Origin of the sequence: Desulfosporosinus sp. FKB (genome assembly GCF_002196705.1) — a bacterium.
In the GTDB taxonomy this organism is placed as follows: Bacteria; Bacillota; Desulfitobacteriia; order Desulfitobacteriales; family Desulfitobacteriaceae; genus Desulfosporosinus.
Genome location: NZ_NADJ01000040.1, coordinates 30,623 through 45,592, shown reverse-complemented (window position 1 = coordinate 45,592; position 14,970 = coordinate 30,623). Strand labels below are relative to the sequence as shown.

At 45.5% G+C, this 14,970-nt stretch carries 15 protein-coding genes; 12 read left to right on the top strand and 3 right to left on the bottom strand.

Annotated features, from left to right (window positions below):
- The 3 genes from rpe to hslO all read left to right on the top strand — a co-directional run bounded on the left by rpe (position 1) and on the right by hslO (position 2,746).
- The gene (gene rpe / locus B5Y67_RS21700; RefSeq protein ID WP_088228483.1) at positions 1–669 is read left to right on the top strand and encodes a ribulose-phosphate 3-epimerase; all 669 of its coding nucleotides are present in this window, start codon (positions 1–3) and stop codon (positions 667–669) included.
- Between the two features lies 1 nt (position 670).
- Positions 671–1,348, top strand: coding sequence for a thiamine diphosphokinase (locus tag B5Y67_RS21695; RefSeq protein ID WP_088228482.1), 678 nt, complete (start codon positions 671–673; stop codon positions 1,346–1,348).
- A 516-nt stretch (positions 1,349–1,864) separates the two neighbouring features.
- Positions 1,865–2,746, top strand: coding sequence for an Hsp33 family molecular chaperone HslO (hslO, locus tag B5Y67_RS21690; RefSeq protein ID WP_088228481.1), 882 nt, complete (start codon positions 1,865–1,867; stop codon positions 2,744–2,746).
- Between the two features lie 122 nt (positions 2,747–2,868).
- Here the strand turns inward: hslO and rpmB are convergent, their stop codons facing one another.
- Positions 2,869–3,060, bottom strand: a complete 192-nt coding sequence (rpmB, locus tag B5Y67_RS21685) for a 50S ribosomal protein L28 (RefSeq protein ID WP_088228480.1) — start codon at positions 3,058–3,060, stop codon at positions 2,869–2,871.
- Between the two features lie 226 nt (positions 3,061–3,286).
- On the opposite strand from rpmB, the gene B5Y67_RS21680 reads away from it, so the two are divergent.
- The 6 genes from B5Y67_RS21680 to B5Y67_RS21655 all read left to right on the top strand — a co-directional run bounded on the left by B5Y67_RS21680 (position 3,287) and on the right by B5Y67_RS21655 (position 9,745).
- Entirely contained in the window at positions 3,287–3,643 is a 357-nt protein-coding gene (locus B5Y67_RS21680; RefSeq protein WP_088228479.1) for an Asp23/Gls24 family envelope stress response protein, read from the top strand.
- Between the two features lie 79 nt (positions 3,644–3,722).
- The gene (locus B5Y67_RS21675; RefSeq protein ID WP_088229036.1) at positions 3,723–5,360 is read left to right on the top strand and encodes a DAK2 domain-containing protein; all 1,638 of its coding nucleotides are present in this window, start codon (positions 3,723–3,725) and stop codon (positions 5,358–5,360) included.
- A 118-nt stretch (positions 5,361–5,478) separates the two neighbouring features.
- A complete protein-coding gene (sdaAB, locus tag B5Y67_RS21670; protein WP_088228478.1) occupies positions 5,479–6,147 on the top strand; it encodes an L-serine ammonia-lyase, iron-sulfur-dependent subunit beta in 669 nt (222 codons plus the stop codon).
- Between the two features lie 12 nt (positions 6,148–6,159).
- Positions 6,160–7,023 (top strand): L-serine ammonia-lyase, iron-sulfur-dependent, subunit alpha, encoded by an 864-nt coding sequence (sdaAA, locus tag B5Y67_RS21665; protein WP_088228477.1) that lies wholly within the window; start codon positions 6,160–6,162, stop codon positions 7,021–7,023.
- Complete coding sequence (gene recG, locus B5Y67_RS21660) at positions 7,020–9,476, top strand: ATP-dependent DNA helicase RecG (protein WP_088228476.1); 2,457 nt, start codon at positions 7,020–7,022, stop codon at positions 9,474–9,476. The genes sdaAA and recG overlap by 4 nt, the downstream gene beginning before the upstream one ends.
- A gap of 143 nt (positions 9,477–9,619) precedes the next feature.
- The gene (locus B5Y67_RS21655; RefSeq protein ID WP_140417726.1) at positions 9,620–9,745 is read left to right on the top strand and encodes a small, acid-soluble spore protein, alpha/beta type; all 126 of its coding nucleotides are present in this window, start codon (positions 9,620–9,622) and stop codon (positions 9,743–9,745) included.
- Between the two features lie 126 nt (positions 9,746–9,871).
- Here the strand turns inward: B5Y67_RS21655 and gpr are convergent, their stop codons facing one another.
- The gene (gpr, locus tag B5Y67_RS21650) at positions 9,872–10,858 is read right to left on the bottom strand and encodes a GPR endopeptidase (RefSeq protein ID WP_088228475.1); all 987 of its coding nucleotides are present in this window, start codon (positions 10,856–10,858) and stop codon (positions 9,872–9,874) included.
- A gap of 312 nt (positions 10,859–11,170) precedes the next feature.
- Between gpr and rsmD the strand changes: the two genes are divergently transcribed.
- On the top strand, positions 11,171–11,728 hold the full coding sequence (gene rsmD, locus B5Y67_RS21645; RefSeq protein ID WP_088228474.1) for a 16S rRNA (guanine(966)-N(2))-methyltransferase RsmD: 558 nt from the start codon (positions 11,171–11,173) through the stop codon (positions 11,726–11,728).
- A 17-nt stretch (positions 11,729–11,745) separates the two neighbouring features.
- The gene (locus tag B5Y67_RS21640; RefSeq protein ID WP_170932768.1) at positions 11,746–12,246 is read left to right on the top strand and encodes an ATPase; all 501 of its coding nucleotides are present in this window, start codon (positions 11,746–11,748) and stop codon (positions 12,244–12,246) included.
- Positions 12,247–12,289: 43 nt separating this feature from the next.
- Here B5Y67_RS21640 and ylbJ read toward each other — a convergent pair whose 3' ends face one another.
- A complete protein-coding gene (ylbJ, locus tag B5Y67_RS21635) occupies positions 12,290–13,453 on the bottom strand; it encodes a sporulation integral membrane protein YlbJ (protein WP_242976082.1) in 1,164 nt (387 codons plus the stop codon).
- A gap of 295 nt (positions 13,454–13,748) precedes the next feature.
- Between ylbJ and B5Y67_RS21630 the strand changes: the two genes are divergently transcribed.
- Entirely contained in the window at positions 13,749–14,945 is a 1,197-nt protein-coding gene (locus B5Y67_RS21630) for an acetate kinase (protein ID WP_088229034.1), read from the top strand.
- The last annotated feature ends 25 nt before the right edge of the window (positions 14,946–14,970 follow it).

The following is a 14,970-nucleotide window of genomic DNA, read 5'->3' as shown; positions in this document are numbered from 1 at the left end:
ATGATTCAACTTGCCCCGTCTATTTTATCCGCTGATTTTGCTCGTTTGGGGGAACAGGTTCGTTTGGTTGAGGATGCCGGTGCTGAGGTTTTACATATTGATGTTATGGATGGGCATTTTGTCCCGAATCTCACCTTTGGACCTGCGATGGTAAAAGCACTGAGGTCTCATAGCAAAATGCGCTTTGATGTTCATTTGATGATTGAGGAGCCGGAACGTTTTATCGCAGATTTTGCCGCCGCAGGAGCGGATCACATTACCTTTCACCTGGAGGCGTCACGTCATGTCCATCGCGTAGTCCAACAGATTAAGGAACTGGGACTTACTGCAGGGATTGCCCTTAATCCGGCAACTCAATTGGACGGACTTAAATATATTCTTGAAGATTTAGATATGGTATTGTTAATGACGGTGAATCCGGGCTTCGGAGGCCAAAAATTTATCAATAGTGTGATTCCCAAAATTCAGGTACTTCATCGTCACATTGAACAAAAGCAGTCTTCCTGCGTGGTCGAAGTAGATGGCGGGATCAATTTGGAAACGGCGCCTTTAGCTGCTCGAGCGGGGGCTGATATTTTGGTAGCAGGCTCGGCGGTATTTGGTCAGGCCGATCCGAAGCTTGCCGTAGAAAAGCTCCGTCGGGCAGCTAGTACGGTTCAGAGTGAATAGGATGAATATAGTGGTATTGGCCAATGGCTGTTGGGACCCGGAATGGGGTAAGAAAGCGCTGGGAAAGGCTGATTATCTGATCTGCGCAGACGGTGGCGCCAATCACGCTCTGAACTCAGGGTATACGCCGCATCAGCTTATCGGAGATTTGGATTCGGTTTCCAGGGAGACGTTAACCTTGTGCCGGAAAGCCGGTTGCTCTATTGAACAATTTCCGCGTGAAAAAGATGAAACAGATCTTGAATTGGCTCTTCTGCGGGCAAAGGAAAAAGCCTTAGCGGAGGGTGAACGGGATATTTGGCTCTATGGTGCTACGGGGAAACGTATCGATCATTTTATGGGTAATTTGGCCCTGATGTTGGGTTATGCCCGGCAAGGGATTCGCATACGTTTGGTTGACCCTGAGCATGAGATGTGGGTTCTCCAAGGGCAGGAGGAATTTTTGACGTTCAAAGGGCAGGAGCTTTCTTTGCTGGCTCTGTCTGAGAGGGCTGTTGTGAGTACGCGGGGATTGTATTATCCGCTGGAGCATGGTGCTTTGCGGCAGGATGTTCCGCGGGGAGTGAGCAATGTTTGCCTTGGAGAGAGCGTGGGGATTGAGGTTCATGAGGGATGGGTTTTGGTGGTCGCTTTAGCGGGAGGGTGTGATTTGCGCCGCTCACCACAGCGCCGTCGCTAGCACGCTTGATTCCGAGGGGAGCGGGGCAAAACCTCCGGGTAATACCTGATGTGAACCATTGCCCCGCTGTTCCCCTCGAAATCTAAGCGCGCTGGACGCGCCTCTGCTGAATGGTTCGCTCTGCAAAATCACACCCTCCTGGTCAAGGGTCGACGGGGGGATGAGAGTAGGGCTTTGAAGCGAGGGAACGAGGGGAACGGCGTTGAGGCGCTGCGCTGTCAACGTGGCGCTGAGGGCGCCGCTTGGGATGCTGGCTTATTAGGTGTTGTAAACTATTGACCTGCTGTCTCCCTCGAAATCTAAGCGTGCTGGACGCGCCTCTGCTGAATGGTTCGCTTTGCAAAATCACACCCTCCTGGTCAACGGGCGCTGGGGGCGCCGCTTGGGTTATGTTTGTGGGTTTGATGAAATTAAATTTAATTGCGGAAATAAGTTGAGGTTGGGCTTTGTAAATGCAAAGCTGTTCGGATATTATAGGTATATAATCAATATTATGTTATAAAGGACGAAGAATTAATGCAGCATGATGAACTTTGGATTGGTACGATGTTTGAGGGCCGGGCTCGCTGGGTCGCGGTTAGGACGACGGATACGGTGGAAGAGGCTCGGAGACGTCATGAGCTGTCTCCTGTTGCTGCGGCGGCTTTAGGGCGGTCGATGACGGGGACGCTTATTTTAGCGAGTTCGCTCAAAGGGGACGAGAGTGTTACGCTGCGCTTATTGGGGGATGGGCCCCTGCAAGGCGTTGTGAGCGTGGGGAATGCTCTTGGAGAGGTTCGGGGATATGTGCGGGAACCGTGGGTAGATTTGCCTTTGAAGCCTAATGGCAAGCTTGATGTGGCGGCTGCGGTGGGAGCTGGAGAGCTGGCTTTGAGCCGGAGTCTGCAGAATGGTGAGGTTTATACGGGGACGGTTCCTCTGGTGAGCGGAGAAATTGCGGAAGATCTGGTTCATTATTTGTTGACGTCGGAACAAATTCCTTCAGCTATGCTGCTGGGTGTACTTGTTGAAAAAGATTATCATGTGGCCGGAGCCGGCGGTTTTTTGATGCAGCCCTTACCCGGAGCTCAGGAAGAGGATATTCAAGCCCTTGAAGATATACTTGGGCAGATAAAGGTTGGAATTAGTGAATTAGTGGCTGAGAGTCACAGTATGGATGAACTCCTTGGCAGTTTGCTGGGAAGTCTTTCTTATCAGGTGTTGGAACGTCGTTCTGTCAGATTTTCTTGTACCTGTTCTAAGTTACGTCTGGGGGATTCATTGGTTTCCCTGGGTGCAGAGGAACTGGAAAGTTTAATCTCAGAGGGCAAGGCGGAAGTGATTTGTCATTTTTGTAATGAGCATTATTTGTTTTCTAAAGTGGATTTAGAGGCTCTTAAAGACAGAGTGGAAAGTTAGTGCGGGGAAATAAAAAAACCCGGCTTAGCCGAGTCTTAGCACAGGTGAAGCTATTGGTTGCGTTTGTGGCGTGAGGGCCTGATAGTATGAAAAAAGCCCGACATAGTCGGGCTTTTAATTCATTAGCTAACGCGTTGGACTTTGCCGGAACGTAAGCATCTGGTGCAAACTTTGATCCTGGCAGGAGTACCGTTCACAATAGCATGAACGCTCTGCAGGTTAGGTTTCCAAGTACGTTTTGTTCTTATATGAGAGTGGCTGACTTGAAATCCGCTGACAACCCCTTTGCCGCATACTGCACAAACATTGGCCATGCTCTAAATCCTCCTTTGCAGCCGAAATGACACTTATGTATTTTATCAAATGTCGAAGAGATTGGCAAGGTTTTCCCCCTGTATTTCCTGAATACTTGAATCTTAAACTATTTTAAACTTATTTTTCGGGGAATTTAGTAAAATAACTAAATTTTTCTTTGAACATTTTTCATTTACTTGGTAAAATGGAAATCATGTGGACTAAGCTGGAAGGGGAGGGTCCTTGATGGGTAAGGAAATAATGAATAGCTTAGGGAAAATCGATATTTCGGAAGAAGTGATTGCCACTATTGCCGGTGCTACTGCTGTTGAATGTTACGGTTTAGTTGGTATGGCATCGCGCAAAATTACCGATGGCTTCGTTGATTTATTGGGCCGTGAGAACCTGGCCAGAGGGGTTGTTGTTACCCTCAATGGAAATGAAGTTATAATTGACCTCCATATTGTGGTAGGGTATGGTGTTCGAATTTCTGAAGTGGCTGCTAATGTTATGGAACGCGTTCGTTATACCACAGAGAAACTTACGGGATTAAACGTATCCCAAGTGAATGTGAACGTACAAGGAGTTCGCGTTTTAGAGTAGCGCAAAAGAGTAGGGGGATACTGTTTTGAGACCAGTTTCAAATACAAAGAGCGTTCTTAATGCCCAAGAGTGGAAACAAATGATGGTTGCCGGTGCCCAGACCTTAGAACTAAAAAAACAGGATGTGGATGCCCTGAATGTTTTTCCTGTGCCTGACGGAGATACGGGAACCAATATGTTCTTAACGATTCAATCGGCCGCCAGGGATGCTGAGAAGGCAGCAGGAGTTTCAATTAGTGAGGTTGCCAGTGCTGCTTCAATGGGTTCTCTAATGGGGGCGCGAGGAAATTCAGGGGTTATTCTATCTCAGCTTTTGCGAGGGATCGCCAAAGGTTTGGATGGGCTGGTTACGGCCAATCCTCTCCAACTGGCACAGGCTTTGCAATCTGGAGTAGATACGGCTTATAAGGCTGTGATGAGGCCCGTTGAAGGAACGATTCTTACTGTTGCTCGAGAAACAGCTAAAGCTGCACTTAGTAAAGCGAAAGCAGGGGGATCGCTTTTAGATACGCTGCAAGAGGCTCAAAAAAAGGGTCTGGAATCTCTGGCCAGAACTCCTGAGATGTTACCGGCATTAAAACAGGCCGGTGTTGTAGACGCAGGCGGTCAGGGTTTCTTAATTATTTTGGGAGGATGGATTGAAGCTTTGACTGGTGAAGCCGTAAAGGCTGGAATTTCGCAGGAGCAAAAGATCAATTCGGAAACCTCTCAAGCCAAGGAGCTGAATCAGGGAAATCAAGACTTTATTCAGCTGGAGAATTTAGAATATCCTTACTGCACAGAATTCCTGGTTAAAGGAACGGATTTGCAGGTTGATCGAATTCGTCAGGATCTACTCAACCGCGGTGATTGTTTGCTTGTGGTTGGGACACCTGAAGTAGTTAAGATCCATGTTCATGTAAAAAATCCGGGCAAGATTTTAGATTATGCCATTCAGTGGGGTTCTCTGCATCAAGTCCAAATTCACAATATGTTAGAACAAAATGAAGCAATGGCTCATGCAATGAAATCAAAATCTTCAGGATCGACGGAGGTTGAAGCCGGACTAACCCCCCTGAAAGAATATGGTGTCATTGCTGTAGCTATGGGACAAGGAATTGCAGATGTTTTTTTGAGTTTGGGTGTTGATGAAGTGGTCTTAGGCGGACAAACTATGAATCCCAGTACAGAGGATCTGGCGGCAGCCGTTCGCAAAGTGAAGGCACGCAATGTTTTTATCCTGCCGAACAATGGAAATATTATTTTGGCAGCACGTCAAGTAAAAGATGTCGTTTTGGATCGAGAAGTCCATGTAATTCCCAGTAAGTCGGTACCTCAAGGAATTTCGGCACTTTTGAATTTAAACCCTGAAGGTGAAAGGAAGGATAATCTTCAAAATATGGAGCGTGCCCTGAAGAACGTTTGTTCCGGAGAAGTAACCTATGCAGTCAGAGATTCGCAGTTTGGAGAGTTTACCATAGCTTCGGGTGACATTCTAGGATTGGTTGAGGGCACCATCGTCGAGACGGGACAAAGTCTCCTTGAAGTTGCGAAAGCAACTTTGGAAAAGATGGAGTGGAAAGATCATGATTTGGTTACCATATTCTATGGAGAAGATACGGAATTGCAAGAGGTTGAACAATTAAAAACCTGGCTCCAAGAAGAAAACTCAAATGTGGAAGTTGAGGCTCACCCCGGTAAACAACCACTCTACTATTATATTTTTGGTGTGGAATAGGTTAACCTCCGGAATTTCCGGAGGTTTTTTTTATAAAAACAAAATTCTGTTTGTATAGGTTATTAAATGTATAGGTTATTAAACGATGTGTCTTAGATTTATCGGGGGAGATGGAACAGTGAGCAAAAGTAATGTCTTTGATCTTCTTGGACCGATTATGGTTGGTCCGTCAAGTTCACATACTGCCGGTGCCGTCCGTTTAGGTACTATGGCCAGGAAAATTCTCGGAGAAGAACCTCTTGAGGGAATTGTCACGCTTCATGGTTCTTTTGCCGAAACGGGAAAGGGTCATGGGACAGATGTAGCTTTAATTGCAGGTCTTTTAGGGATGGCGCCGGATGATGAAAGAATTCCCGACGCACCTGAAATTGCTAAGGAACGAGGGCTTAAGGTTCGCTTTGAAAAGGCCGATCTTGGCGATGTCCATCCTAATACTGTGAAATTTGATTTAACGGGCCCAAAGGAAAGAGTTGAAATTATTGGTTCCTCCATTGGTGGAGGCGCTATTCTAATTCGGCAAATCAATAATTTTAGGGTGGGGATTAATGGAGATTACCCGACTCTCGTCATTCTACATCAGGATTTGCCTGGAGTTGTGGCTCAAGTGACTCTACTTTTGGCAACGGCTCAGATCAATATTGCCACAATGCGGGTTTCCCGTGAGAAGAAGGGTGCACAGGCCTTAATGGTATTGGAGACGGATCAAAAAATAGATGAAGCTGTACTGGATTTAACTCGGAGACTTCCGAGCATTAAGCAGGCCTTAGCCATTGAACCACTGGAATAGGAGGTAGCACAGATGCGCGCTTATGAAGATTGGGTTGTTGAGGCTGAGACGAAGGGTTTGAAAATCAGCAGCATTGTTCTTCAGAACCAAATTGAAGAGCTGGAATTATCCGAGGAAGCTCTCTTTGAACGTATGGGGAAAAATCTTAAGGTCATGAGAGAATCTGTTAAGATTGGTCTGAGTGGTAAACGACGTTCTGCTTCGGGTCTGGTGGGAGGCGATGCGGCCAAAGTTGAAGAACGCAGAAAAAGCGGGACCACATTGATCGGAGGACCTATGAGCGGGGCTATAGCCAAAGCCTTGGCCGTGGCTGAAGTCAATGCCTCTATGGGCAGAATTGTTGCTGCGCCTACAGCTGGTTCTTGTGGTGTTTTGCCGGCAGTTCTTTTTACTCTTGAGGAGATTTTTCATTCGGGTGAAGAAGAATTGCTCTCCGCTCTTTTTACAGCAGCAGGATTAGGAATCATTATTACCGAGAGAGCCAATGTGTCAGGAGCTGAAGGCGGATGTCAGGCGGAGATCGGATCGGCCGCGGCCATGTCCGCGGCAGCGGCTGTGGAACTGGCGGGGGGATCGCCAAGGCAAACGGCTCATGGCGCCGCTATTGCCTTAAAGTCTATGCTGGGTTTAGTGTGTGATCCTGTCGCCGGCCTTGTTGAGGTGCCATGTGTGAAACGTAACGCTACAGGGGCAATGATTGCACTTACTGCAGCCGAGATGGCCCTTGCAGGAGTAAAAAGTGCCATTCCTATCGATGAGGTTATTGATACGATGGCGGAAATAGGCCATCAAATGTCTTGCTCTTTAAAGGAAACTGCTCAAGGTGGCCTGGCTGTAACACCGACAGGCCGAAAAATCCGAGCTGATTTTCTATGAAATTAAATCAAGTGGAAATTGTTCTTAGCAATCTGCAAAGAGCGCTGAGGGCCGAAGAAAAGCAAGGTTTCTTGAATACAGGGGTTCTTGGGGGATTCAGTTCCTTTTTGGGAGGAATACTCCCCAGGCTTGAACAGCTGTTCCCGGGGTATGATATGGACTTACTTAGGGAATTAGCCCAAAATTATGGTGCTTGGAGTCCATTGCGCCGCCGCGAGGCTTTCTCCGAATTGCGGCGCTTTCGGCAGGAAATGTTGCTGGAAGCGGAAAATCGCTATCACCAGGCTAATGGTTCTGCCGCTAAAATAGGGTTAGCAGAATGTTTAACGACCCAAGTAAACCCAAAAGAGCAGGAAAAAGAAGATAAACAGCAAGTACATAATCAAGAACGTCTTAAAAAAGAGCCTAAGCCCTCAAAGAAGGTCGACAGCGGCAAAGCCTTGCAATTTGTAAAAGGAGTTGGACCGGAAAGAGCGAAACAACTTGAAAAATTAGGAATTAATACTATCCTGGATTTACTGCTCTACTATCCCCGCAGATATGAAGATCGCCGAAGACGAATGATTTCTGAATTAAAAGACGGAGAAGTTGCCACTGTTTCGGGAAACGTTGCAGCGGGACAAGTTATCAGAGGCAAGCTAAAGGTGGTCAAGCTGAGCATTGAGCAACAAGGGCGCTTAGTTCAGGCGACTTGGTTTAATCAGCCGTTTATTCTTAAACAATATCCGGTTGGGGCTAGGGTAGTTGTAACAGGAAAAGTGCGCTGGCAGCAACAAATTCCGGAAATATTAGTAACTGACATTGAGATGGATAAAATGGTTGAGTCTTCCCGTTCATCACCAACTCCTGATTCATCGGCGATTTTGCCGGTGTATTCTGAGACTGCACGCTTATCCTCGAAGGCGATTCGTCGAATTATGCAATATGTGCTGCAAGAGGCAGACACAATCTTTCCTGAGATAATTCCGGAGGAAGAAGCCAAGGGTTGGATGGAGCGAGCAAAAGCTCATCGTGAAATCCATTTTCCGATAGACTATGAAAGTTTGGCCAAGGCAAGAGATCGTTTGGTTTGGGAAGAGGTTCTCCTTTTACAATTAGCCTTTGCAAATCTGCGTCAAGGGTTAGTCAGACTTGGAAGTCCACCGCTTATCGGAGGGGAAACGTTGATCCAAAGCTTTTGCGAAGGTTTGCCGTTTCAATTAACCGGTGCTCAGCAGCGTGTGATTCGCGAGATATTTCAAGATATGGCCAAGCCTCAAGGAATGGCTCGTTTAGTTCAGGGAGACGTTGGTTCGGGGAAAACAGCAGTAGCTATGGCGGCCTTGCTGCGGGCGGTGGGGTCCGGATATCAGGGAGCAATGATGGCCCCAACGGAAATCTTAGCCCTGCAGCATTACCAGGCCCTGGAAAAGATGTTCGCTCCTTTGGGAATCACTGTTGTTTGTTTGCTGGGCAGCCAAAGCAAAAGTGAAAGAGAGGGCATTTTGGCTGGAATCGCTGATGGCAGTGCAGAGGTCGTTGTCGGAACTCATGCCTTAATTCAAGATACGGTGGTTTTTAAAGCACTTGGGTTGGCGATAACAGATGAACAACATCGTTTTGGCGTCCGTCAAAGAACGATGCTTCAAGATAAAGGGGATAACCCCCATGTCTTAGTACTTACTGCTACACCGATTCCGAGAACGTTGGCCTTAACTCTCTATGGAGATTTACAGCTTTCCGTTCTTGATGAAATGCCTGTAGGCCGAAAACCAATTATTACAAGGAAATTGACAGAACGAAGTCGTGCTAAATTAGAAAAATTTCTTGAAGAGCAGGTAACCATAGGGCGACAAGTTTATGTCGTGTGTCCGTTAGTTGAGGAATCGGAAACTCTTGACCTTATTTCAGCAACCCAAAGGGCTTCAGAACTTCAAGATCGCTTTCCCAAGCGTCGCGTAGCATTATTGCATGGGAAGATGAAGGGTTCGGAAAAAGATGAAATTATGACCGAGTTTCAAAGGGGGAACATTGATATCCTCGTTGCAACGACAGTGGTGGAGGTGGGGGTCAATGTTCCTAACGCCTCAGTTATGGTTATCGAATCGGCGGAAAGATTTGGCCTGGCCCAGTTACATCAGCTTAGAGGACGGGTCGGACGAGGCAGTGAACAATCCTATTGCTTTTTATTGTCGGAACAATCTCAAAGCCGCCGCTTGGATGTCCTTTGTCAAACCGAAGATGGCTTTGAAATTGCCGAAGAAGACATGCGGCTGCGCGGGACTGGCGAACTTTTGGGGACTCGGCAGCATGGACTTAGTCAATTACATCTTGCGGACCTTTCACGTGACGGACAGCTTGTGGAAAAGGCCTATCAGATGGTCCAAAAGGCTCTGCTTCATCCTGAAAACTACACGTTGCTTTTTCACGAAGTTCAGAGAATGTTCCCGCCTGAGAAGATTGGTGTTCATTAAACTTAATCTTGGTAAGAATTGCCGAGTATTGATTTTCTCTGAATGAGAATACTAGAATCAGAACAAAGCGTAAGAGTTTGAAAGCGAAGCAGCAGCGATGTAGGTCTGCTGCCTTACTGAAAAAATCTATGGAGGTGTAAGCTTTGGCTAAGTCAACGAAACCGATGGTCCAACTCACACCGGAATTAGAGAAATTCAAGTATGAAGTCGCTCAAGAGATTGGGATTGCCAATCGCAAACACAAACGCTTTCCCAATACACCACAATAACGTATCCCTGAAAAAGGCCGGTTATTATTAACCTGGCCTTTTTCTTATTCGCCATCCAAGGCTAAAAGCAAACAGGGCTTAAGCTATTGCTGCCTCAAGCCCTGTAGTTTGTGATTTAAATTACGATTATTGCAAATACCGTTCATAATCCTCCCGATCGATTCCTGGATGGATACTAATGGCAAGTGCTCCGGCAATAATTTTGGCAGTTGTTTGAATCAGGGAATCAATTTCCTTGGGAGTGACCATGAGGTTTCCTTGAAAAGGCGATAGAACATCGTCGATAATTTTGCTTAGGACTTCAGGTTTAATCCCTTTATAAAGTTTATATAAAGAAGGAGTAGTTACAAATTCCTTGAAAATGCCTTCAACTGCGTCGTGGGCAATAATAGCAGCGTTAAGTACAGTCGGAAGGCCAATAGCAATGACTTTACAACCTACGGTTTCTTCGTTAATTCCAGCCCGGGGATTTCCGACGCCGGAACCAGGGTGAATCCCTGTATCGGCCAGCTGGATACTGGTGCCGATGCGTTCCAGAGAACCCGCCGCTAAGGCATCAATGGCAATCACCAAATCCGGTTTGACGTGATCAACGATACCTCGAATGATTTCGGCGGTCTCAATTCCCGTAGTACCAAGGACACCTGGGGAGATAGCGCTAACCTTGCGCATTTTACCTTTTAAATCGTCGGGAGAAAGCTGGTAGAGGTGACGGGTTACCATAGTCTTACTGATCACTTGAGGGCCAAGGGCATCCGGTGTGGCATTCCAGTTTCCCAAGCCAATAATTAAGACGCTGGCATCCTCTCTAAGGCCCATTAATTCAGCTAATTGATCTGCTAATATTTGGGTAATGGAATCATGGATAGAATAATCGTTAGTTCTTATTTCCGGAGCATCAATGGTAATGTATTGCCCTTTTGGTTTACCTATAGCTTGAACTCCCTCATCGGTTTCGACGGTAATAATAGTTACTTTGGCATGATCCAATGCTTGTTCATCCATAATTACCCCCGGAATTTCTTCTCCGCTCTCCCCTCGAAGGAGCTGATGCGCTTCGACCGCTAGGTCAACCTGGACATTAAGTTGGCGATAAAGTTGAGATTTATTCATTGTTCTTGGCTCCTTTTCTTGCTATTATGAGAATATTTATATCTGCTTAAAAAAGTCACTGGGGCTTTGTTAAGCTCCCAGTGAACAGAGAGGAAAAACGAAAGGAAGAGCTGGATGGGGGAAGAGTATTCAATGCTCAATTTAAAAATCATTGAATACCAAAGATAGTATGGGCAAAAACAAAAATGATATTCAAAGAAATTCAGAAAGAGTTCAGAGTATTTGTGTTATACTTAACGTAAAATGTCCAATTGGCCAAATTATTGGCTGAAAAGCTTAATAAGCTCTGCTATAATGGAGTTTGGAGGGTATATGAGAATCATAGCAGGTGAAATGCGGGGACGAATTCTGAAAGCTGTCGAAGGGATGCTGACGCGTCCTACCTCAGATAAAGTTAAAGGCGCTATATTTAATGTTTTGGGAGAACGCATAATTGATGCCCGCGTTTTAGACCTATTTTCGGGTACGGGAAATTTAGCCTTGGAAGCTCTTTCCCGAGGAGCTCGCGAGGCAGTATTAGTAGAAAAAAGCCATAATGCACTTGAAGTTATTCAGGAGAACATCGGTCGTCTTGGCTTAGGGCCGAAAACGAAAGTCTTGCATATGGATGCTTTTAAGTATTTGGAAAACTGCTCAGATGAAGCCTATGACTTGATTTTTTTAGATCCCCCTTACCATAAAGAATTAGTCCTTCAGTCTTTAAAAACTCTAAGTTCCAGTACTTACTTAGCACCTAACGGTGTTATCATTGCGGAAACAGCAAAAGATGAACTATTGAATGAGAATGATGCTTTTTTTTCTTTTGAAATTCGAAAAACCAGTTTATACGGCGATACAAAAGTATGGTATATCCAGAGAATGGATGTCTAACGAGGGGGAGGATTTACGTGGAAGATGATATTTTGAGTTTACTTAATGAAGTGGAAGAGATTATTGATCATGGGCCTAAGATTCCGATGACAGGAAAAGTACTTGTGGATGATGCAGTGATTTTTGAACTCCTTGACCGGGTGCGTGCCGCTTTGCCGGAAGAATTGGAAAATGCTAAATGGGTATTAAAAGAGCGTCAACGCATACTCGATGAAGCACAGGCCGAAGCTCAAAAAGTTATGGAACGGGGAAAAGCTTACGTTGACAAAATGGCTGTTGAACACGAGGTTGTAAAGCAGGCTCAGACTTATGGGGAGGATATTGTCAGACAAGCCCAGACCTTTGCCCATAATGTTAAGGTAGGATCGGTTCAATATGCTGATGAGATGCTTCAACATGTGGAGCAGAGTTTGTATGAGACCCTTCAATCGATAAGAAAGAATCATGAAGAATTAAAGAGTCTTGCCATAGAAGACAAAGAACAAAAGGCCAACATTGAAAGAGAGAAGGAAGAGTAAAGGAATAAGCTCCTCCTTCTCTCTTTCTCTTTTACAGTCATAGTTAACGATGCAGCCGCTGGCTCGCAGCAAGAGACAATAGAATACCCGATGCTCCTAAAAACATGATTAAACTAAGATGCCATGTATTCCAGGCCTGAGACATGGGACTTAATGCTTGTGGGGGCAGGGCAAGGGCCGGTATTTTAGTGTAGTTTAAGAAGAGCTGACTCAGTCCTAAAGCGAAAATGCCATGAAGGATTCTGGCTGCAATAAAAGGTGTGATCCGTAGGTCCGTGCCGCTGATGAATCCGATTACTTGAGCGAAGACGGATAAGCCGCTCCAACCCATGAGGAAGGTTAAGAGGGCTATTTGCTGTCTGAGAATCGGAACTGCTTGGATGCCCTGCTGACAGCCAATGGTCATTTCGAGAAGGCCGTTGTAAAAGGCTTGATGTATTGATATGGGGATTACCCTTAAAAAATAATGACTCATAGATGCTAAGAAAAACGTGATATGCCAGATATTCAGGAGACGTAGAATTACAGAAAAAAAGGCCATAAATCCACCGACCATAAGCACTGTTGTAAAGCTTTGCTTAATGGAATCACTGAGAATCTGTCCAATGGTTCGTTTATCTTGGAGCTGAGCTGTTTTTAGTTCCTGCCAGGCACGTCTGAAGGAAGGAAATTTAAGCGGCTGCGCAGGGGAGGCAGTTTTACGGTAAAAGCGAAAGAGAAATCCTACCAGGAGATTGGCAAGATACACTGAACCGGCTAGGACAATCCCGAGGGTCGGTTGGCCTAACATTCCCGAGGCGACTGCGCCAAACATGAATCCCGGACTGGGATTGTTGGTAAATGCTAAAAGTCGTTCTCCTTCTATGCGGGATATTTCCCCGGCTTTACGGAGCCGGGCAGTCAGAACTGCTCCCATTGGAAATCCTGAGGTATATCCCATTGCCACCACAAAGGCGGCTTGGCCCGGCAGGCGAAAAACAGGACGCATAAATGATTCAAGAAAGACACCGAGAAAATGAACAAAGCCTGAAGACATGAGAAGTTCTGAGAGAATAAAAAATGGAAGTAAGGCCGGGAGAACAAAACGCCACCATAAGGTTAAGCTTGCAGCGGCAGAATTCAGAACTTCTTGAGGATAAATAAACATGCCGAAGGCAAGGAAACTTAAACTTAAGACACGAATCACGACAGACATGCGAAAAATCACACCTTCCTTCACCTTCTCTGCTAATTTATATGGAAGAATGGCAGGCGCTAGAAGTTGTGACGAGGAAGAAATGATGTGGCAAACGTTAGCGCAATCTTCTGAAATTAGAAGAATAATGGAGATAGGGCTTGAAATAACCTGAAAAATTGTGCTACACTCACTTAGTAAAAAAAAAACGTTTGGTGGAAAAATATGGAGTGCCGGAATTAGAAAAAATAAAAAACTTTTCGGAAAGACTAAGATTATCTTAAACAGAAATCGAAGTGAGACCGGAAAAAAACGAAGGGGATTAGAAATGAAAATTCTCGTGATAAACTGTGGAAGTTCTTCATTGAAGTATCAGGCTATTGACATGAATACTAATAACCCGGTTGCCAAAGGTTTAGTGGAGCGGATTGGCCTTCAAGGGTCAGTTCTTACACATACGACTGCTTCGGGTAAAAAAGAAGTCAAGAAAACGAGCATACCGAATCATTCCGTGGCCATAGAACTTGTGCTTAAAGAATTGGTATCTCCTGAATACGGCGCCCTCAAAGATTTAAGTGAAATCACGGCAGTAGGCCATCGGGTTGTCCATGGAGGAGAAAAATTCTCGAAGTCTGTAGTTATTGATGATGCTGTAATGAAAGCGCTCGATGAATGTATAGAACTTGCTCCTTTACACAATCCGCCCAATATTGCCGGAATTAAAGCTTGTCAATCGATCATGCCCGGCGTGCCTCAAGTTGCAGTTTTTGATACCGCTTTCCATCAATCAATGAAACCGGATAGTTATATTTATGGATTGCCTTATGAGTTTTATCAAAAATACGGCATCCGCAAATACGGTTTTCATGGAACTTCCCATAAATATGTCAGTCAACGGGCTGCCGTTCTGCTGCAAAAACCCCTTAAGGACTTAAAACTAATTAGCTGCCACTTAGGAAATGGTGCTTCTATCTCCGCCATCAAGGGCGGAAAGTCTGTCGAAACGTCTATGGGCTTTACTCCTTTAGATGGACTGCTCATGGGTACCCGTTCGGGGGCTTTGGACCCGGCGATTGTAACCTATATTATGAACAAGGAAAATTTTAATGTTGACCAAATGAATGAATTCCTGAATACCAAATGTGGTGCCTTAGGAGTTTCAGGCGTAAGCAGTGACTTCAGAGATATTGAAGTTGCAGCAGCACAGGGAAATTTCCGTGCTCAGTTGGCATTAGATATTTTCGCTCATGATGTTCGGGAGTTTATTGGAGCCTATGCCGCAGAATTAGGCGGTGTTGATGCCATTATCTTTACAGCAGGAGTTGGAGAAAATTCGGCGAGCACACGTGCGTCAATTTGCGCTAACATGGAGTTCTTTGGAATCGAACTTGATTTAGAGAAAAATAAAGTTCGGGGTGAAGAAGTCGACGTTTCTAAACCGAATGCCCGGTGCCGAGTTCTTGTGATTCCAACCAATGAAGAACTGATGATTGCTCTCGAGGCTCAAGAATTGACAGCAAAATAGGATGTGAAGAGTTTTCCTTGACAAA